We start from the raw sequence: 18,270 nt of genomic DNA on the forward strand, positions 1-18,270 counted from the left end.
GTAAATGGAGTTTTCAAAACTACTTTCTGCAAATATTCAGGCGTTTATCAATCAAAATATCAGTGCTGATCTCAATCAGTTGTTGCTGAAAAAGTCACCTTTTCCGGATGTTTCCATGTCAGAACTGGTGCAGCAGATCAAAGGGAAAAAAACTGCGGAAAGAAAATTCCCTTTTCTGCTAAAGGACGGGATTGTTTTTCCGCCCAATCTCAACCTGGAACAGGCATCCTCACAAACAACAGCCCAATATAAAGCCCAAAACCTAAAAGGTTATTCTTTCCTTGATTTAACTTGTGGCTTTGGGATTGATGCTTATTTTTTGTCCAAAAATTTTGATGAAGTGACCTTGGTTGAACAAAACCCTGACTTGATTTCGATTGTCGGGCATAACTGGGAAATTCTGCATAGGAACGCTAATTTTATCAATCAAAACCTGGAGGATTTTCTGAAGCATAATCAGCAACAATTTGATTTAATTTACCTTGACCCGGCGCGGCGTGACCAGCATAACAAAAAGAAATTTTTGTTGGAGGATCTGTCTCCCAATCTATTGGAAATCGAAGAGAAATTAAGATCATTATCAGACAAAATTTTGGTCAAATTATCACCGTTGATTGATATTTCCTACCTGCTTCATGAACTCAAAAGTATCACCGAAATCCAAATCATTGCGGTGCGAAACGAGGTTAAGGAATTGCTGATGATTATGGAAAAACAGGAGCAAAATCCAAAGATAAAATGCATCAATTTAGAATCTGATGAGCCGGAATTTATTTTTAATTTTGATGAGGAAAAACTGGCGAAACCGGAATTTTCAGATGTGCTGGATTACCTGTATATTCCGAATAATGCCGTTTTGAAATCGGGAGGTTTTAACAGTATTGCCCGTCATTTTGACCTGAAAAAAATTCATCCCAATAGCCATTTTTATACTTCAGAGAAGGAAATTGAGCATTTCCCGGGAAGGGTTTTGAGAGTCGAAAAAATAGAGGCAAAGTCACTTAAAAAAGCTGAGAAGTATAATATTATATCCAAAAATTACCCTCTGAAGCCAGAGGAAATCAAGAAGAAATATAAACTCAACGATGGCGGAAAGCATTACCTGATTTTCACGCAATCTGTTTCCGGGAAAGTCATTTTACGGTCGTTGGCAGACTGATTATTTCAGAAATTTTTGGATGTAATAATTGCGCTGGGATTCATTAATCCCCAAAATATCGTGAATATAACGATCCATTGATCCATACTTTTCGTTAACTTCTTCAAACGCAACTTCAAGGTATTTACGTTCTACCCAGCTGGTTTTTTCAACCACGGCAATGTCCAGTTTCGGATATATAAAATGAAATGTGTTGGCTAGTTTTAGCCTTTTTTCAATAATGGGCTGTCGGAGATTATTGGATTGCAGGTATTCTTCAAAAATTATTTTATCATCAAATTTAAGTATCTTGAGAATCAAAGCAGTGATAATCCCAGTTCTGTCTTTTCCCGCGGTGCAGTGGTAGAGTATTGGGCTGTCAGCGTTCAGGACTTCTGTAATAATACTTTTTATGATGTGCGGGTTTTCCGAAACATAATCTTTGTAAAATTTTAACATCCTGGCATCCGCATCATTTTCATTAATTTTCCCTTTTAATGCCAGTTTTTTGGCATTGGCCATTTCATCGTTTTTATCTTCGAAGGCGGAGAAATTTTCATAATCAATCTCAGAAGGCAAATGATCCGGTTCTTTGGCAATTTCTTGTTTCGTCCGCAAGTCAATCACTTTTTTAAAACCTAATTGTTCAAACTTATTAAAAGATCCTAACTTTAGATTGTGGAGATTTCCGCTTCTGTAGATCAGGCTGTCGCGTAAAATTTTGCCGTTGGTATTTTTTATTCCACCCAAAAAACGAAAATTATTCACTTTTTTAACAGTGATTTGGTTATGGTTTTTATAGCCGGAAAATTCTGGTTGAGAAAGATGCTGAGTGGTACAAGAAAATACGATAAGTAGAAGAAATGAACAATATCGGATCATAAAAAATGCTTTTTCAAATTTAGTCTTTTTATACCATTTGAAATATAGAGATAAATATTAATGATGTGACAAAATTTCCTTGCAGTTCTTAGGAAAAACAAATATCTTTAAGCAAAATAATAGTTTATGTATTTCATTGGAGTTATCGTATTTTTTGGACTGATCGTCCTTTTCGCATCATTTTTTACAGTCAAGCAAGAGACCGCGGCATTGGTTGAGCGTTTGGGTAAGTTTCATTCCGTCAGGCATGCCGGTTTACAGCTGAAAATTCCTTTTATAGACCAGATCGCCAAACGCATGAATCTCCGTATCCAGCAGCTGGATGTGATGATTGATACCAAAACGCTGGATAATGTTTTTATCAAAATGAAAGTTTCCGTCCAATATCAGGTTATCAGGACTCAGGTGGGCGATGCTTATTACCGTTTGGAGAACCCTCAGGATCAGATTACTTCCTACGTTTTCGATGTAGTAAGGGCAGAAGTTCCAAAGCTGAAGCTGGATGATGTCTTTGTCAAAAAAGACGATATTGCCATTGCTGTAAAAGGCGAGCTTCAGGATGCGATGCAGAGCTATGGTTATGATATTATCAAAGCTTTGGTAACGGATATAGATCCCGATGAGCAGGTAAAACATGCCATGAACAGGATTAACGCCGCTGAGCGTGAGAAAACTGCTGCAGAATACGAATCCGAAGCACAGCGCATAAGGATAGTAGCGGTTGCAAAAGCCGAGGCTGAGTCCAAAAAATTACAAGGGCAAGGTATTGCAGACCAAAGGCGAGAAATCGCAAAGGGTCTGGAGGAATCTGTAAAGATGCTAAACAGTGTGCAGATAGAACCGCATGAGGCCTCTGCCCTTATTGTAGTAACACAGCATTATGATACGTTGCAATCGATTGGTGCTAACAACAGGTCCAACCTGGTATTGCTTCCTAATACGCCAACTGCCGCAAGCAGCATGCTGAATGACCTTGTTGCAGCGATGGCAGTTTCTAGAAAGATCGATGATGGTGAACCGCATAACCCAAGCAGACAAAATCCCGGATTTCTTTAATTAAATTCTAATGAAGTAATGAAAAAGATTTAATGATATATTGTCAGCTTATCAACAGTCTAGCTGTAAGTCTTTTATCTATTTTCTTTTATCTACTTATTACGTTTTTCGAGATCGTTATGTAACTAATAACCGATAGTGCAGACTATTGTATAAAATAATCAGATGGAAAAAATTCTGGAGGTCAGGGATTTGACCAAAAAATTTAAGCAGATCGCCGTTAACCATATCTCTTTTGATGTGGAGAAAGGCAATGTTTACGGCCTTTTGGGGCCAAACGGCAGCGGAAAGTCCACCACATTTGGGATGCTGCTGTCTACTATTAATCCCACTTCGGGATCGTGGAAATGGTTCGGGAAAGAGGGTACCGATACCGATACGCTCAAAAAAATAGGTGCCATTATAGAACAGCCCAATTTTTACCCTTACCTGAGTGCGGAAAAAAACCTGAGAATTGTAGCGGAAATCAAGGGCGTTGCAGAAAGCCGAATTGATGAAGTGCTGGCTGTGGTTAATCTTTTATCCCGTAAGCAAGATGCTTTCAAAACCTATTCTCTTGGGATGAAGCAGCGCCTTGCTATCGCCTCTGCATTGCTTGCCAATCCCGAGGTTTTGATTTTGGATGAGCCTACAAATGGCTTGGATCCGGAAGGGATTATCCAGATCCGCGAGATCATCAGCAGCATTGCAAAATCCGGCACTACCATCATTATTGCCAGCCACCTGTTGGATGAGATCGAGAAAATCTGCTCCCATGTTATTGTATTAAAACACGGCACGGCGATCTATTCCGGCACGGTTGATGGGATGAGCAATACCAAAGGCTTTTTTGAGCTGAAGTCGGATAATCTTTCTGAACTTAAAACAGCATTGGAAGCATTGGGGCTATTTTCTTCGGTTACAGAAAAAAATAACCTGCTGATTGCTCAGATAGCGGAAGATATCTCTGCTACGGATCTCAACAGGATTCTGTTTGAAAAAGGGATTGTGCTTTCTCAGCTTCAGAAAAAACGGGATAGCCTTGAGAGTCAATTTTTGGAACTTGTAAAACAAACTAACGCATGATACGATTATTAAAATTAGAATATCTCAAAAACTTCAATTATAATCCGTTCCGGATATTTGCAGCGCTGTATTTTATAGTTCTTATTTTGCTCTTATTCGTTGGTCTTGTCAATTTTGATTTGGCAGGTCTTAATGTTAACCTGAAGGAGCAGGGCATGTATGATTTTCCTGGCATCTGGAATTTCACAACATACATTGTTGGCCTTCTCAAGATATTTCTGGGTTGTATCATCGTATTTTCTATCTGTCAGGAGTTTAGCAATCGGATGTTTAAACAGAATATTATAGACGGCCTAAGCAGGGAAGAATTTATCATGTCAAAACTGCTTACCATATTGGTTTTTACAGGATTCTCCACTGTTTTGGTATTTGTGATTGCATTGATTTTGGGTAAAAGTTATTCATCCACGCAGGAGGCTGATTTGGTTTTCAAAGAGATTTATTTTATTTTCAATTACTTTTTGAAGTTATTTACATTCTTTACGTTCCTCATGTTTTTATCCATACTTTTCAGGAAATCCATTTTTGTATTTCTTGGATTTTTTATGTTTTGGTTTTTGGAAGGGATTTTATCCGGCGTAGAAAAGTTCATGTTTATCAAAAATATTGATCCCAAAAAACAGGCTTTGGAATCTGCCAATCATATTTATTTATCAGATTATCTGCCACTTGGCAGCATGTCTAACCTTATCCCGAATCCGCTGGTAAGAACCAAGATGGCACAAATGTTTGGGATGCAGTTTAAGTTTCATTACCCTGTAGAAAGCGTGATTGCGTGTATCGTTTGGTCAGCATTTTTCATTGGAGGTAGTTATCTTATTCTAAAGAAAAAGGACTGGTAAAGGTATTTTGAAATGACAGATACAAATTGGTTTGCAAGCTAATTAATAGATCATAATTAAACCATCAGGATAACTGGTGGTTTACTTTTTTATGTCCGATAGATATTTATCTACAAAACAACGCATTGATCGGGGATTTCATAATGTATTTTTAACCGAATTTTAACTTTTAATGTGTTGATATTAACAATAAAACGGATAATTTTGCATTAATGGAATTGAGGTTTATTCTGGTTTGCTCCGTTGTATTTTTATCATCACCATATCTTTTTGCGCAGAAAAGTTATAATGCTCTTGTTTACGAAGGTAACAGAAGTTTTGATGCTAAAGAATACAATTCGGCATCTGCTAAATATCTGGAGGCAATTGCTGAAAAAAAATCAGGCTATACAGCCCACTACAATCTTGGAAATGCCCTCTATAAAAGCAAAAAATACGAAGAAGCTACTGCCGAATATCAGAAAGCCACGCAATATACCAAGAGTAAATACGAGAAAGCGGCCGCGCTGCACAACTTGGGAAATGTAGCCATGCAAACCAATCATCCGGATAAAGCCGCAGATTTTTATAAACAATCGCTAAAGCAGGATCCTTACAACGAGGCGACTAGAAAAAATTTTGAGATTGCCATGCTGAAAGATAAAGAGAAAAAGCAGCAACAAAAGCAACAGAAAGATAAGGGCAAAGGCGAAGGTAAAGATCAAAAGAATAAAGACCAAGACGGCAAAGGCGACCAGAACAAAAATCAACAAAACGGGCAGGGTGACCAGCAAAAAGGAGAAAGCCAAGGGAAACCCAATAATCCTAAAAAGCAGGAAAACAAAATCCCCGAAGAAGCAGAAAAAGCCATCTTGCGCGATATAGAAAACAGGGAGAAAGAAACTGCTAGAAAAATATTAAACAAAAACGCCAATTCGATGCCGCAAAGCAACGAAAAGGATTGGTAAATGATAAAGAAAAATTTATACATATTATCCCTTTTGGCATCTGTGATTTCTTTTGCTCAGGTTAATCTGTATTCAAAAATCAGCAGCAAAGAGGCTCGGGTTAATTCCCCTTTGGTTTTTACCGTAGTGCTGGAAATCATGGGTGAAGACCTCGTACAGGAGAGCCCGCTCCAACTTCCCGATTTCTCAAAATTTAATTTCGATTACGCCTCAGAACAAAATACTTTGATAGACCCGGTAAAGAAAATCAGGATTAATCAAATGATTTGCGAAATTTCGTTGGATCCCAAACAGACTGGGAATATCAAGATAGGTTCTGTTCTTGTAAGAGTAAATGGTAAAATATACAAGACTGAGCCTATAGATATTGTGGTGAAGGATGCAGAGAAGAAACCGCTGGCAAAAACTCACCCTACAAGAAATATGTATCTCAATATGCAGGTGTCGGACCGTGATGTCTACAAGAACGAACCTGTTGTGGCTGTTATCAAAGCTTTTTCCAAAAATCTTTCAGGTTTTAGGCATTTGGAGCCTGCCAGGTTTGAGGCTTCCAAGAATTTTGCTATTAGGTCCGTGGCAGATTTTGATGAATCTATAGAAACTTCGGAGAATGATTTTTCTTCTCAGATTGTAGCAATGTTTGTAATGGTTCCCAAAGTTACCGGTTATGTGGATATGCCAGCTGCGGAGGTTCCTATTGTTAATAATAGCAATACTTTGGTTTCTAATAAGGTCAAAATTAATGTTAAAAAATTGCCTGCAGGAGCACCCAAAAGCTATAAAAATGCAGTGGGCAAATATAGATTAAGCGTAGAATTGCTGGATAAAGGGAAAGAGAATTTCGAAGTTAACAAGGCTTTTAACATTGCTGTAAAACTTGAAGGTCAAGGTAATATGTCTCCTGCAATTTTACCAAAAATAATTCCTTCTCAACAATATGACATTTATCCACCCAAGATTGTTAATAATTCTATCGCAACGCCAGAGGGCATACAAGGCGAGATTGAAGCCCGGTATATTGTCATTCCTAAGAAGCGAGGTGGCGTAAAAGTAGAAACTGAGGATTTCTCCTATTTTGATCCACAAACCGAAAAATATGTTGATCTTGGTTCTGGTTTACTTACGCTTGCAACTGTCAATGCGCAGGATATCGCAAACTCTAGGACTGCTTTGGAAAGAGTTAATGATTATACCAACAATGTTTTGGAGACGGTTAATTCGCCTGTTATCAATACCAATAGTTTGAAGATCGAAAAAAACAAAGGCTTTAACTGGATGGGGATTGTTGGTAATCTTTTGATAGTAGTGGTAATATCTCTCATTTTTATGGTTTTATACAGGCGATACAGCAAAAGCAAAACTGAACATAAGAAAAGTAAAACGTCTCAAAAACCAATTGTCAATATTGCTGAAACCGAAGCGCTGCTTAGGAAAAATAACAAGCCCGATGTTAATGCCTATTACGTTTATCTAGAGAAAATGATTGATAAGTCGGACGCAGATAAGTTTTTCTATGCTTTAGAAGATTTAAAGGCGGAGGCGAATCTCTATTGCCATGATCATTTTTCTTTGGATTTTGAAGAGTTTCTGAGATCCAACCACCTTGATATTTACAATCGCTATGTTGATTTGCAAAGCCTGATTGATATAGAGAAATATGCACCTTTTTCTTCTAAAGAAAAGCAAAAGTATATTTTAGATGAAGTCAGGGAAATCTTTGATGTTCTTTGATAATTTGTCAATAATATTTTATAGTTTTGCGAAATCTTTAAAATACAACTATGGAATTTCTGGAAAACTTCTCGATAAAAGAAACAGTAACAGCATTTATGGTTTTGTTTGCTGTTATTGATATTTTGGGATCGGTTCCGGTAATTGTCTCATTAAGGCAAAAATTTGGGCGTATTGAATCCGAAAAAGCAGCAATAGTAGCTGGTTTATTGATGATCTCTTTTTTGTTTATTGGGGACAAGATTCTTAAGTTAATTGGAGTGGATGTCAATTCATTTGCCATAGCGGGAGCATTTGTGATTTTCATCATCGCAATTGAAATGATTTTGGGCATCGAAATTCATAAAGGAAACAAAACTCAAGCTGCAAGCATTGTTCCTATTGCATTTCCACTTATTGCAGGCGCAGGTACTTTAACTACAACGCTGTCATTAAGGGCGGAATATCATGATATTAATATTATATGTGGCATCATTCTCAATACCATTTTGGTCTACTTGGTACTTCGTCTGGCACCGTGGATAGAGAAAAAAATGGGAGAGGGATCTCTTCAGGTTCTGCAGAAAGTTTTCGGAATTATCTTGTTGGCCATTTCTATTAAATTATTTACAGCTAACTTTGCACAGCTATTTCAAAATTACGTTCACTTTTAATCATAAGTAATGAAGACATTTTATAAAATTTTTCTTATCCTTTTTATTGTTGTAATTGGTATTAATATATATGCAATCGATTGGAATTCAGGTTTTTTTGATGAGGATAATACCAAGTTTATATTTTCTATATCAGCTGGCATATTAGGAATTATTGTGGTTTATATTTTGCACAATTGGAGCAAGTTAGGTGTCAAAAAATAATAAAAAAACCAATCACTATGATTGGTTTTTAAATTTTGTTTCTAAGCTCCCGATAGTAATTTCCACACTTCGCCAGATGTGTCCCATACCAGGAAAAAGCTTCGCCGTCCACAATTATTATTTTTTGATTTTTACAAACTTCCTGGATTTCTTGAATATGTTGTTCTTTAAATGGAAAAGGTTCTGAGGATAAGAGAATCAAATCTGCTTCTTTTAATTCTTCCAACTGAATTTCCGGGTATCTTTTTTTGTTTTTGAAAAGGTTTTCAAACCCGAGTTCCTGTAAAATCCTTGAAATAAAAGTGTCGACACCAACTGTCATATAAGGGTTTTTCCAAATCAGATAAGCTACTTTTAACCTCTGATCAGGCTTAGGGAAATCAAAAGCTTCATGAGTTTTGAGATTGAAAAGCTGAGCTCTATCTTCATTCCCGATGATCTTTCCCAATTGTTTGATGAGATAATAATTATCTTCCAGCGTTTCGATGTTGGTGATGATGACTTTGAAATCTTTCATCAGTTCTTCTACCTGTTCTTTAACGTTTTCCTCTTTATTGGCAATGATGAGGTTAGGTTTCAGGGATTTTATTTTATCGATGTTGATGTTTTTCGTTCCTCCAACAATATCAACGTTCATGACGTAATCTTTTGGATGAATACAGAATTTTGTCCGCCCAACAATCTCATTGGGCGTTAAACCCAAATCAAACAGTGTTTCAGTAATCGAAGGAACTAATGAAATGACTCGCATAAACAAAAAACTCTCTCAAAAATAAACATTTCTGAGAGAGTTACATATTTTAAAAGATTAATTATTAATCTTCTTTTTTAGTTGCTTTTTTGGCAGCTGGTTTTTTAGCAGCCGGCTTTTCAACTTTGGTTTCGTCAGATTTTTCAGCCGCTTTCTTTGCAGGAGTTTTTTTAGCAGCCGGTTTTTTCTCCGCTTTTTCTTCCACTACTTTGGCTTCTTCCACCGTTTCTTCTGCTGCCGCTTCCGGCTTTACAAAGCTTTCCGGTGTAATGTAGCCCGCTTTCTGTAGCAAGTTGTACCACTGCGCCAGTTTTTTGATATCAGACTCGTACACACGCTCCACATCATAGTTTGGAAGTGATTCTGCCATAAAGGCTTTCAGTTCCTCACTTGGGGATTTGTGGCTAATTGTTGGTTTGTAATCGTGTTTTTTGGCAATATTTTCAAAAACTTCAAACAAAGGTACTTCTTTGTCAAAAGTAAACATCGCGATATTATCAAGAAGGCTTACCTGGCTGGAGTTGGAGATACTTGCCTTTTTCTTGCTGGTAATGTCTTCTACAATGAATCCGTTTTTAAGTTGAGAAACCAATTTGAAAAGTCCTGGTTTTCCGGAAATTGAAATGATTTTTTCTAACTGCATTTTTATAATATTTTCTTTAATCGATTTTATAATTATTGGAGGTCAAAAATATACTTTTTGCTTCAGATTCTTATAGTTTGCAACAGATTATTTTGGAAATCTCATTTTGTAATTAACATGCACATCGCCATTGGCAATTTTCTGAAGTTTGCCTTTCACTATTTTTTTCTTAAGATTACTCAGGTGATCGGTAAACAGGATCCCTTCGATATGGTCATACTCGTGCTGGATTACCCTGGCTCGGATGTCAGAAAAATCATCCACATGTTTTACAAAATTTTCATCATAATATTCGATTTTGATGTTGGCTTTCCTTTTCACATCTTCCCTAACCTCAGGGATACTTAGGCAACCTTCGTTAAATTTCCATTCTTCACCAGATTCTTCCAGTATTTTGGCATTGATAAACACTTTTTTGAAGGTTTTAAGTTCCTCGGCAATATCTTCATAATCCTCATCATCAGCTAAAGGGGTCACATCAATCACGAAAAGCCTAATGTCCAGGCCAATTTGCGGCGCTGCAAGGCCAATACCATTGGCGCCATGCATGGTTTCAAACATGTTGTCTATTAACTTTTGTAACTCCGGGTAATCTTGGTCGATGTCGTGGGTATGCTTTCTTAAAACGGAATCTCCGAATGCTCTAATGGGTAAAATCATCTCTTTTGCTCTAAAAAATTTTGCAATAATATGGTTGCACTTACTTTGTCAATCAGCCCTTTTTCCTGGCGTTGTTTCTTGTTTTTACCACTTTGGCTGATAAAAAAAGATGCCATTTTGGAGGTAAAACGCTCATCCAGGCGGTTAACTTTTTTATGGGGAAAATCCCTTTCGAACCCCGCAATAAACTTCTGAATTTCTGTTTCGATTTCAGACATATTACCTTTGAGGTCTGTTGGAAGCCCAATGACAATCTCATCCACCTGATTTTCGGAAAAGTACTGCTTGAGGAAATCCATAAGTTTTGGCGTTTCCACGGTGGTCAGTCCGCTGGCGATAATTTGCAGATCATCTGTAACGGCGATGCCTGTTCTTGCTTTTCCGTAATCGATGGCGAGGATTTGTCCCATAAAGATGCAAATTTACAAAAATTTTTAGCTGTATAAAAATTGGGTTTTTACAGTTTTTATTGGTCAAAATATTATTGTTCAAATCTTCTTTTTTTGTTACAGAAAAAATTATTTTAGATTTTATTGGGGCGCCATTTCCGTCTCCGGTTCCCGCTCTTTTGCTCGGCATAGCCTCTCGCAAAAGGAGCTCCACCTTTGCCGGGGCGCGCTTCGCCAGATCGAAACATTTGTCCTATAATCTCCGTTTTTCAAATGATTGAAGTTTTCCCATATTAACTGATCGAATTTCTAAGGAAGATAAAGTGCTTGCAATCAGTACAGACCGTCTTTGCGTAATTTACAATTAAAAAGATGTTGTAATTTTCATATTTTTGTAGATCAATTAGCATTCATCACTTATCATTTATAAATATAACCGATGTCTTTAAAAATTTCAGGGCTTACCAAAAAATTCGGCGAGCAAGTTGCGCTCAACGATGTCAATATCAATATTGCCAAAAACGAAATCATCGGCCTTCTTGGTCCCAACGGTGCGGGGAAATCTACATTGATGAAATCCATCACAGGCGTTCTGAAGATTGATGAAGGCGAGATTCTACTCGATGGAAAAAACATCTCCCAAAATGACATCGCATCAAAGAAAAAAATTGGTTTTCTCCCAGAGAATAATCCTTTGTACAATGAGATGTATGTGAAAGAATACCTTCAGTTTGTTGCCAATCTTCACAACATCAAGAAAGATAGGATAGAGCAGGTTATCGATTTGGTAGGCATTACACCGGAAAAATCGAAGAAAATAGGTCAGCTTTCCAAAGGGTATAAGCAAAGAATAGGATTGGCGCAGGCCATTCTCCACGAGCCGGATCTTTTGATTCTGGATGAGCCAACCAACGGTTTGGACCCCAATCAAATCGTAGAAATCCGAAATGTCATCAAAGAAATTGGGAAAGCCAAAACGGTGATTCTTTCCACGCATATTATGCAGGAAGTGGAAGCGCTTTGTTCGCGCGTTATTCTGATTCATCAGGGCAACATCATTCAGGATTCGCCAATCTCGGAGTTTAAAGGGAAATTCGCAAGTCTGGAAGAAGCGTTCCAAAGTTATACGGTTTAGTTATAAATGATGAATGATAATTGATTAACAATTGTTTCAGGAATTCATCAATATAAGAACGCAAAAAGAGAGTTTTTAACTAAGCAAAGTCTCTTTGCGACTTTAAAATATTCTCAATAATTAATAAAAATATCTACGCTTTTTGCGTTAAAAATATTACCACTTGCAATTCGCCCAAATTATCCTTCCGCTTAATCTCAAAGGTACTTTTACTTATAAAGTTCCTGCTGATTTTATGGATCAGATCCAAGTCGGGATGCGGGTTTTGATTCCGTTTGGCGGTAAAAAGATTTATACCGGGATTGTTGCGGAATTATTTGATGAATTTGAAGATACCTTTGTCCCAAAAGAAATCATCAATTTGCTGGACAATCAACCGATTGTTCCCCAACAGCAATTGGATTTTTGGAACTGGCTGAGTTCTTATTACCTCTGTAATTTGGGCGAAATTTACCGTTTGGCGTTTCCATCTTCGCTTAAACTGGAAAGCGAAACTTACATCAGGCTCTTGTCCGAAAGAACCATCGATTGGCAAAATCTGGATGCCAACGAAACTTACCTTCTGCAGGCTTTGGAAGTTCGGCAAATGCTCAATATACAGGAGATTGAAGCTTTTATCCCAAAACGGGAAATCATCAAAACCATCAATGCGCTGATTGATGAGCGCTACATTTCCGTTGACGAGAAAATTACGGAAAAGTATAAAGCCAAAGAAATTGCCTACCTCAGAATTAATGATGAAGCTTTGGTTTCTGAGAATCTGGCGATGATTCTTTTAAAACTGGATAAAGCCAAAAAACAAAAAGATCTTTTCCTGAATATCTTATCAAAGCAAATTGATAATCCTCAGGAACCGATAAGGAAATCTCTGGTTTTTGACGAAGGTAATTTTGCCAATCAACAGCTGAAATCTTTGATAGAAAAAGGCTGGGTGACAGAATACCTTCTCGAGAAAGACCGCCTCGACTCATACGAAGGTGAAATCGAAGAAATCGAAGAACTGACAGACGCTCAGCAGAAAGCCATCTCAGAAATTAATCAGGCTTTCTCAGAAGAAAAAAATGTCCTCTTGCACGGCGTAACGTCATCCGGGAAAACACACATTTATCTCGAGAAGATCGAAGATTGCATCAATGCCGGGCAAAATGTGCTGCTGCTGCTTCCTGAGATTGCGCTGACCAAGCAAATTACCATCCGGCTGGAAAAAAAATACGGCAAAAAACTTGGTTTTTATCATAACAAACTCACCGATTTTGAAAGGGTAGAAGTCTGGAAAAAAATTAAAAATAACGAACTCCAAATCCTTATAGGAACGCGCAATTCCCTGTTTTTACCTTATCAGGATTTAGGATTGGTCATTGTAGATGAGGAACACGATTCGGCGTACCGGCAGAGAGATCAGCATTTCTTTTTTAATGGGAAAGATGCGGCGATGATGTTGGCAGATTTTTACCAATCACGCCTGATTCTTGGCTCTGCAACGCCATCTTTGGAAAGTTATGAGTTGGCGATGAAAGATCGTTTGCGGTATGTGGTGATTAATGAGCGTTTTGGGAAAGTGGATTTGCCGAGATTTGAATTAATTGACATTCGGGAAGCGCAGAATCAGAAAAAGATTATTGGGAATTTCAGCCAAAAAATGATTGATGAAATCGGGCTTCAACTCGCGGAGAAAAAGCAAAGCATTATCTTGCACAACCGCCGTGGCTACGCCAATGTTATCGAATGCGAAACCTGCGGCTACGTTACCTATTGCAGCAATTGCGATGTGGTGATGACGTATCATAAATCTTCCAACGAGCTCAAATGCCATTATTGTGGACATCACGCAGCGAAACCTATATTTTGCCCAAGCTGCCACAGCGAAAACCTTAATACAAAAGGAGTTGGTGTAGAGCAGATTGAAGAAGAAGCAAAAAATATTTTTCCAGATGCCGAAGTGGACAGGATGGATGTGGATGCGATGCGCAAGAAATTTGCCTACGAGAAACTCTACGAAAAACTCGAAAATGGCGAAACCGATATTCTGGTAGGGACACAGATGATTTCCAAAGGTTTGGATTTTGAAAATATAGAGCTGGTGGCCATTCCAAAAGCAGATTCTTTGATTCACGTTCAGGATTTTCGGGCAGAAGAACGGGCTTATCAGCTGATTACGCAGGTTGCCGGGAGGGCAGGGCGCGTTTCCGGAAATGGGAAAATCCTTATCCAGACCTATAATCCGTCGCATTCGGTTTTTGAACTAATTAAAAATCAGAATGTTAAAGAGATTTATCAATACTTTCTGGATGAGCGAAAAAAATTCCTCTATCCGCCTTTTGTGAAATTGATAATGATTGAGTTGAAACACAGAAAAGAAGATAAATTAGGCAGAGCTTCACAATTTTTAGGCTCGATTCTCAGAAAATATATTCCCGAAGAGTGCATCCTAGGGCCAGAAAAATCCCCGATTGCAAGACTTAATAACCTTTATCAATACCAGATTCTCCTCAAATTCCCAAAAAATAAAAACTACAGGATTTACAAAGAACTACTCTTGAAATCTTTTGACGAGTTTGATGAAATATCAGCCTATAAATCAATCAAAATCGATACGTTTGTTGATTTTTAACAGTATTTAACAAACTTTCAGCTTTTTTATCACGATTAACGCCTGTCTCTAAGGCAATATTCTCTAAATTTACTTCGTTTTGAGAACAATGCTATTGTCTCAACATTCTTTTTTAAAAATAATTTAATAAAAAATGTAATTCTTTAAGAATGAATAAATTCAGAAATTATTTTTCTATCCTAACCTTTGGTATTTCAACACTTTTTTTTGCTCAGGGAAGCGTCGCGGTACCTACACTTCCTCAGGTTGCTGACCATCAGAACCTTGTAAAAGACATCACGGCGGAAAAGGCTTTATTGTCGCCAAAAGATCAGATAGAGTTTAACATTAATAAAATGTTTACCGATCCAGTTCTGAGAAATGCCAATTGGGGCTTTGTGGTTTATGACCCAAAATCAGAAAAAGTGGTGACGGCATATAACGAAACTGCTCCTCTGATACCGGCTTCTACCACAAAATTATTAACAACCGAGACGGCTTTTGCATTGCTTGGAACACATTATAGATGGAATACCCAACTGGAATATTCCGGGAATATTGATGCGGAAGGAGTCTTGACAGGCAATCTCTATATCGTAGGCAGTGGCGATCCTTCTTTGGGCGGAAGCCGAGGCGGTGCTTCTAGTTATGGACAAATTGTAACGCAATATCTGGACGCCATTAGGGAGAAGGGCATTAAAAAAGTAACTGGTAATATTGTGATCCAAACGGCTGTTTTCAAAGAAAATAAAACCGAATTGCCACAAAATATTGTCTGGCTGGAGCAGAAAAATTACTTTTTGCCAGCCGGTACAACAAAGGAAATCGATCCACGAAACGAGAAGGTATTGATCGGCCAGTCCAACAATCCTTTTAATCAACAAAAAAGATATTTTTACTTTTCACCTTATGCCAACAAACTGGTTTATGCAGATAAATTTGAAGGCAGTTGGGTAACGACTAAAGTGGCAGAACCACCAGCTTTTTTAGCTAATAAACTTAGGGAAAGTCTTGTAAGGAATAAAATTATTGTTCTTGGAAAAGTAACCCCAAAAATTGTTGATAGAGATCCTGAACCAAGAGAGGTTTTGACAGTTTATAAATCTCCAACTTTGGCTGAAATTGTCAATTATACCAACCAAAGGAGTGATAATGGCTATGCCGAAGCATTATTGAAGTCCAACGGCTTTCAGAAGTTGGGAGACCAGACGGTAGAATCTGGAAGGGAAGTGGTAAGAGACCACCTCAAATCCATTAATTTTGATATGACCGGACTGAATTATATGGATGGCAGCGGTCTTTCAAAGTCACATACGGTAACCCCGATTTCGCAAGTTAAATTTTTGGCCGCAATGATGAAGTCCCCTTATTACAAAGAATATTTTGAATCTTTGCCAATCGCAGGACAATCCGGAACTCTTAAACACATGTTTATGGTAAATTCCAACGGGCAGATTTTTGCTAAAACAGGAACTTTGAACGGTGTAAAATGCTTGGCCGGATATATCAAAACCAGAAGCAACAAAACGTTGGTTTTTTCTTTGCTGATCAACCGGTTCTCCGGTTCTGTAGGCCAAGTAAAAGAACGTATGGAACAGCTATTGGATCCGACACTTGATTTATAAATTTTTAGAGTAACGCTACCGAAATATTCCTTGAAGATGTATTTTATAGTGTAAAAAAAAAATTATGGACGTTTGAAATATTTTATGTTTCTTTTATGCTTATTAGTTCAAATATTGAGTGATCCCAACATTAAAATCATAAAAGAATAAAAGTTAAAACATCACAAAAAAGCGCTTAATTAAAGCGCTTTTTTTACTTTTGTTTAAATCGAAAATCAATAAAAATGATCTCACAAAAATTTCTGGATAACATTACAAACGAACTCACTAATATAGAAAATGAAGGCCTTTACAAAAAAGAAAGGATTATCACATCGCAACAGAGTGCAGAGATAGAAGTGGGCGGAAAGAAGCTGCTGAATTTCTGTGCCAACAATTATTTGGGATTGTCCAATAATCCCGAAGTGATGCAAGCATCTCAGGATGCTATTGCTTCTCATGGTTATGGGATGTCATCGGTTCGTTTTATCTGTGGAACTCAGGATATTCATAAAAACCTGGAGGAAAAGATTTCCAAATTTTTAGGAATGGAGGATACAATCCTTTATGCCGCTTGTTTTGATGCTAATGGTGGCGTTTTTGAGCCATTGTTTTCGGAAGAGGATGCTATTATTTCTGACGAGCTTAATCATGCTTCCATTATTGATGGTGTAAGATTGTGTAAATCGGCAAGATACCGTTACAAGAATAATAATATGGAGGACTTGGAAGCACAGTTAATAGCGGCTTCTGAGAAAAATCACAGATTCAAAATCATCGTAACAGATGGTGTTTTCTCTATGGATGGTATTGTTGCAGACCTCAAAGGTGTTTGTGATTTGGCTGATAAATATGATGCTTTAGTCATGGTAGATGACTCACACGCCACGGGATTTATTGGTAAAAATGGCCGCGGAACGCACGAAGCGAATGATGTTATCGGAAGAGTAGATATCATCACTTCAACATTAGGGAAAGCTTTGGGCGGTGCTTTAGGTGGATTTACTTCGGGAAAGAAAGAAATCATAGATATGCTGAGACAACGTTCAAGACCTTATCTATTCTCAAATTCTTTAGCTCCGGGTATTGTGGGCGCAGCTTCCAAAGTTTTGGATATGATTTCTACTGACACATCTTTGAGAGATAAAGTGATGGAAAATTCAGACTATTTCAGAAAAGAGATGAAAGCCAAAGGTTTTGACATCCCGGATGGTGATGCAGCGATTGTCCCGGTAATGCTTTACGATGCTAAATTGGCACAGGAAATGGCAGAAAAACTGTTGTCAGAAGGGATTTATGTCATCGGTTTCTTTTATCCTGTTGTTCCAAAAGGTAAAGCGAGAATCCGCGTTCAGTTGTCTGCGGCACATACAAGAGAACATTTAGACAAAGCGATTAACGCTTTTGAAAAAGTAGGGAAAGAATTGGGAATTATCTAAAAGTACAAAAGCTTACAAAACGTGATTTGTAAGCTTTTTCTTGGCCATAAAAAAACCAGCAAATCAATGATTGGCTGGTTTTTATATTCTTGAGCAGGCTCAGGATTATTTCTTAGCGTAAGACTTATCCTTGATTCTTGCTTTTTTACCTCTAAGATCACGGAAGTAGTAGATTCTTGCTCTTCTAACTTTACCTTGTCTGTTAACTTCAATTTTCTGAAGCGCAGGCATGTTAAGCGGGAAAACTCTCTCTACACCCACATCACCACTCATTTTTCTGATGGTAAATGTTTTTGTAAGACCAGTTCCTCTCAATTGGATCACAGTTCCTTTGAAAAACTGAGTTCTGGTTTTGTTACCTTCTTTAATTTCTGTGTACACAGTGATGGTGTCACCGGCTTTGAATTCTGGGAATTCTTTTTTTGTAATGTACTTATCCTGTACATATTTTACTAAATCCATTTTTCGTAATAAAAAATTTGTTTTGCCAAGCTAAGCAACATTCACGTCCTTCGTCAGAGGTTGGTTAACAGGTTGCAAA

18 protein-coding genes are annotated in these 18,270 nt (G+C 37.7%); 12 read left to right on the top strand and 6 right to left on the bottom strand.

The features are described from left to right. The first annotated feature begins 4 nt into the window (after positions 1-4). On the top strand, positions 5-1,159 hold the full coding sequence (locus AC00Y6_RS09875; protein ID WP_474490453.1) for a class I SAM-dependent methyltransferase: 1,155 nt from the start codon (positions 5-7) through the stop codon (positions 1,157-1,159). Here AC00Y6_RS09875 and AC00Y6_RS09880 read toward each other — a convergent pair whose 3' ends face one another. After that, positions 1,160-2,020 (bottom strand): tyrosine-protein phosphatase, encoded by an 861-nt coding sequence (locus AC00Y6_RS09880; RefSeq protein WP_474490454.1) that lies wholly within the window; start codon positions 2,018-2,020, stop codon positions 1,160-1,162. A gap of 126 nt (positions 2,021-2,146) precedes the next feature. Here AC00Y6_RS09880 and AC00Y6_RS09885 point away from each other — a divergent pair, with 126 nt between their 5' ends. The 7 genes from AC00Y6_RS09885 to AC00Y6_RS09915 all read left to right on the top strand — a co-directional run bounded on the left by AC00Y6_RS09885 (position 2,147) and on the right by AC00Y6_RS09915 (position 8,518). Beyond that, positions 2,147-3,076: an SPFH domain-containing protein gene (locus AC00Y6_RS09885; protein WP_474490455.1), complete on the top strand. Its 930-nt coding sequence runs from the start codon at positions 2,147-2,149 to the stop codon at positions 3,074-3,076. Between the two features lie 165 nt (positions 3,077-3,241). Next, positions 3,242-4,141, top strand: coding sequence for an ABC transporter ATP-binding protein (locus tag AC00Y6_RS09890; protein ID WP_474490456.1), 900 nt, complete (start codon positions 3,242-3,244; stop codon positions 4,139-4,141). Continuing rightward, positions 4,138-4,983, top strand: a complete 846-nt coding sequence (locus AC00Y6_RS09895; protein ID WP_474490457.1) for an ABC transporter permease — start codon at positions 4,138-4,140, stop codon at positions 4,981-4,983. Before AC00Y6_RS09890 ends, AC00Y6_RS09895 begins: the two co-directional genes overlap by 4 nt. A 212-nt stretch (positions 4,984-5,195) precedes the next feature. Further along, positions 5,196-5,930, top strand: coding sequence for a tetratricopeptide repeat protein (locus AC00Y6_RS09900; RefSeq protein WP_474490458.1), 735 nt, complete (start codon positions 5,196-5,198; stop codon positions 5,928-5,930). Next, positions 5,931-7,661, top strand: a complete 1,731-nt coding sequence (locus AC00Y6_RS09905) for a BatD family protein (RefSeq protein WP_474490459.1) — start codon at positions 5,931-5,933, stop codon at positions 7,659-7,661. It begins immediately after the preceding gene. A gap of 50 nt (positions 7,662-7,711) precedes the next feature. After that, the gene (locus AC00Y6_RS09910) at positions 7,712-8,314 is read left to right on the top strand and encodes a MarC family protein (protein WP_474490460.1); all 603 of its coding nucleotides are present in this window, start codon (positions 7,712-7,714) and stop codon (positions 8,312-8,314) included. 9 nt (positions 8,315-8,323) lie between these two features. Further along, positions 8,324-8,518: a hypothetical protein gene (locus AC00Y6_RS09915; protein ID WP_474490461.1), complete on the top strand. Its 195-nt coding sequence runs from the start codon at positions 8,324-8,326 to the stop codon at positions 8,516-8,518. Positions 8,519-8,546: 28 nt separating this feature from the next. On the opposite strand, the gene AC00Y6_RS09920 is transcribed toward AC00Y6_RS09915, so the two are convergent. The 4 genes from AC00Y6_RS09920 to ruvX form a co-directional block, all read right to left on the bottom strand. Beyond that, positions 8,547-9,269 (bottom strand): ABC transporter substrate-binding protein, encoded by a 723-nt coding sequence (locus tag AC00Y6_RS09920; RefSeq protein WP_474490462.1) that lies wholly within the window; start codon positions 9,267-9,269, stop codon positions 8,547-8,549. A 64-nt stretch (positions 9,270-9,333) separates the two neighbouring features. Next, positions 9,334-9,912, bottom strand: a complete 579-nt coding sequence (locus AC00Y6_RS09925; RefSeq protein ID WP_474490463.1) for a DUF5606 family protein — start codon at positions 9,910-9,912, stop codon at positions 9,334-9,336. An 87-nt stretch (positions 9,913-9,999) separates the two neighbouring features. Next, positions 10,000-10,572, bottom strand: a complete 573-nt coding sequence (gene def / locus AC00Y6_RS09930; protein WP_474490464.1) for a peptide deformylase — start codon at positions 10,570-10,572, stop codon at positions 10,000-10,002. Next, positions 10,569-10,982 carry a Holliday junction resolvase RuvX gene (gene ruvX / locus AC00Y6_RS09935; protein ID WP_474490465.1) on the bottom strand — a complete coding sequence of 138 codons (414 nt, stop codon included), beginning with the start codon at positions 10,980-10,982 and terminating at the stop codon, positions 10,569-10,571. The genes def and ruvX overlap by 4 nt, the downstream gene beginning before the upstream one ends. A 418-nt stretch (positions 10,983-11,400) precedes the next feature. Here ruvX and AC00Y6_RS09940 point away from each other — a divergent pair, with 418 nt between their 5' ends. The 4 genes from AC00Y6_RS09940 (at position 11,401) to kbl (ending at position 17,729) form a co-directional block, all read left to right on the top strand. After that, on the top strand, positions 11,401-12,096 hold the full coding sequence (locus AC00Y6_RS09940) for an ABC transporter ATP-binding protein (protein ID WP_474490466.1): 696 nt from the start codon (positions 11,401-11,403) through the stop codon (positions 12,094-12,096). 163 nt (positions 12,097-12,259) lie between these two features. Further along, entirely contained in the window at positions 12,260-14,707 is a 2,448-nt protein-coding gene (priA, locus tag AC00Y6_RS09945; protein WP_474490467.1) for a replication restart helicase PriA, read from the top strand. Between the two features lie 149 nt (positions 14,708-14,856). Then, entirely contained in the window at positions 14,857-16,311 is a 1,455-nt protein-coding gene (gene dacB / locus AC00Y6_RS09950; RefSeq protein WP_474490468.1) for a D-alanyl-D-alanine carboxypeptidase/D-alanyl-D-alanine endopeptidase, read from the top strand. A gap of 224 nt (positions 16,312-16,535) precedes the next feature. After that, a complete protein-coding gene (kbl, locus tag AC00Y6_RS09955) occupies positions 16,536-17,729 on the top strand; it encodes a glycine C-acetyltransferase (RefSeq protein ID WP_474490469.1) in 1,194 nt (397 codons plus the stop codon). Between the two features lie 105 nt (positions 17,730-17,834). Here kbl and rplS read toward each other — a convergent pair whose 3' ends face one another. Continuing rightward, on the bottom strand, positions 17,835-18,191 hold the full coding sequence (gene rplS, locus AC00Y6_RS09960) for a 50S ribosomal protein L19 (protein WP_474490470.1): 357 nt from the start codon (positions 18,189-18,191) through the stop codon (positions 17,835-17,837). Positions 18,192-18,270: the final 79 nt, after the last annotated feature.

Source organism: Epilithonimonas sp. (assembly GCF_056329745.1).

Excerpts from the sequence above, each read along its gene's own strand:
- AC00Y6_RS09875 (WP_474490453.1), top strand. The coding sequence starts at position 5 with ATGGAGTTTTCAAAACTACTTTCTGCAAATATTCAGGCGTTTATCAAT.
- AC00Y6_RS09880 (WP_474490454.1), bottom strand. The coding sequence starts at position 2,020 with ATGATCCGATATTGTTCATTTCTTCTACTTATCGTATTTTCTTGTACC.
- AC00Y6_RS09885 (WP_474490455.1), top strand. The coding sequence starts at position 2,147 with ATGTATTTCATTGGAGTTATCGTATTTTTTGGACTGATCGTCCTTTTC.
- AC00Y6_RS09890 (WP_474490456.1), top strand. The coding sequence starts at position 3,242 with ATGGAAAAAATTCTGGAGGTCAGGGATTTGACCAAAAAATTTAAGCAG.
- AC00Y6_RS09895 (WP_474490457.1), top strand. The coding sequence starts at position 4,138 with ATGATACGATTATTAAAATTAGAATATCTCAAAAACTTCAATTATAAT.
- AC00Y6_RS09900 (WP_474490458.1), top strand. The coding sequence starts at position 5,196 with ATGGAATTGAGGTTTATTCTGGTTTGCTCCGTTGTATTTTTATCATCA.
- AC00Y6_RS09905 (WP_474490459.1), top strand. The coding sequence starts at position 5,931 with ATGATAAAGAAAAATTTATACATATTATCCCTTTTGGCATCTGTGATT.
- AC00Y6_RS09910 (WP_474490460.1), top strand. The coding sequence starts at position 7,712 with ATGGAATTTCTGGAAAACTTCTCGATAAAAGAAACAGTAACAGCATTT.
- AC00Y6_RS09915 (WP_474490461.1), top strand. The coding sequence starts at position 8,324 with ATGAAGACATTTTATAAAATTTTTCTTATCCTTTTTATTGTTGTAATT.
- AC00Y6_RS09920 (WP_474490462.1), bottom strand. The coding sequence starts at position 9,269 with ATGCGAGTCATTTCATTAGTTCCTTCGATTACTGAAACACTGTTTGAT.
- AC00Y6_RS09925 (WP_474490463.1), bottom strand. The coding sequence starts at position 9,912 with ATGCAGTTAGAAAAAATCATTTCAATTTCCGGAAAACCAGGACTTTTC.
- def (WP_474490464.1), bottom strand. The coding sequence starts at position 10,572 with ATGATTTTACCCATTAGAGCATTCGGAGATTCCGTTTTAAGAAAGCAT.
- ruvX (WP_474490465.1), bottom strand. The coding sequence starts at position 10,982 with ATGGGACAAATCCTCGCCATCGATTACGGAAAAGCAAGAACAGGCATC.
- AC00Y6_RS09940 (WP_474490466.1), top strand. The coding sequence starts at position 11,401 with ATGTCTTTAAAAATTTCAGGGCTTACCAAAAAATTCGGCGAGCAAGTT.
- dacB (WP_474490468.1), top strand. The coding sequence starts at position 14,857 with ATGAATAAATTCAGAAATTATTTTTCTATCCTAACCTTTGGTATTTCA.
- kbl (WP_474490469.1), top strand. The coding sequence starts at position 16,536 with ATGATCTCACAAAAATTTCTGGATAACATTACAAACGAACTCACTAAT.
- rplS (WP_474490470.1), bottom strand. The coding sequence starts at position 18,191 with ATGGATTTAGTAAAATATGTACAGGATAAGTACATTACAAAAAAAGAA.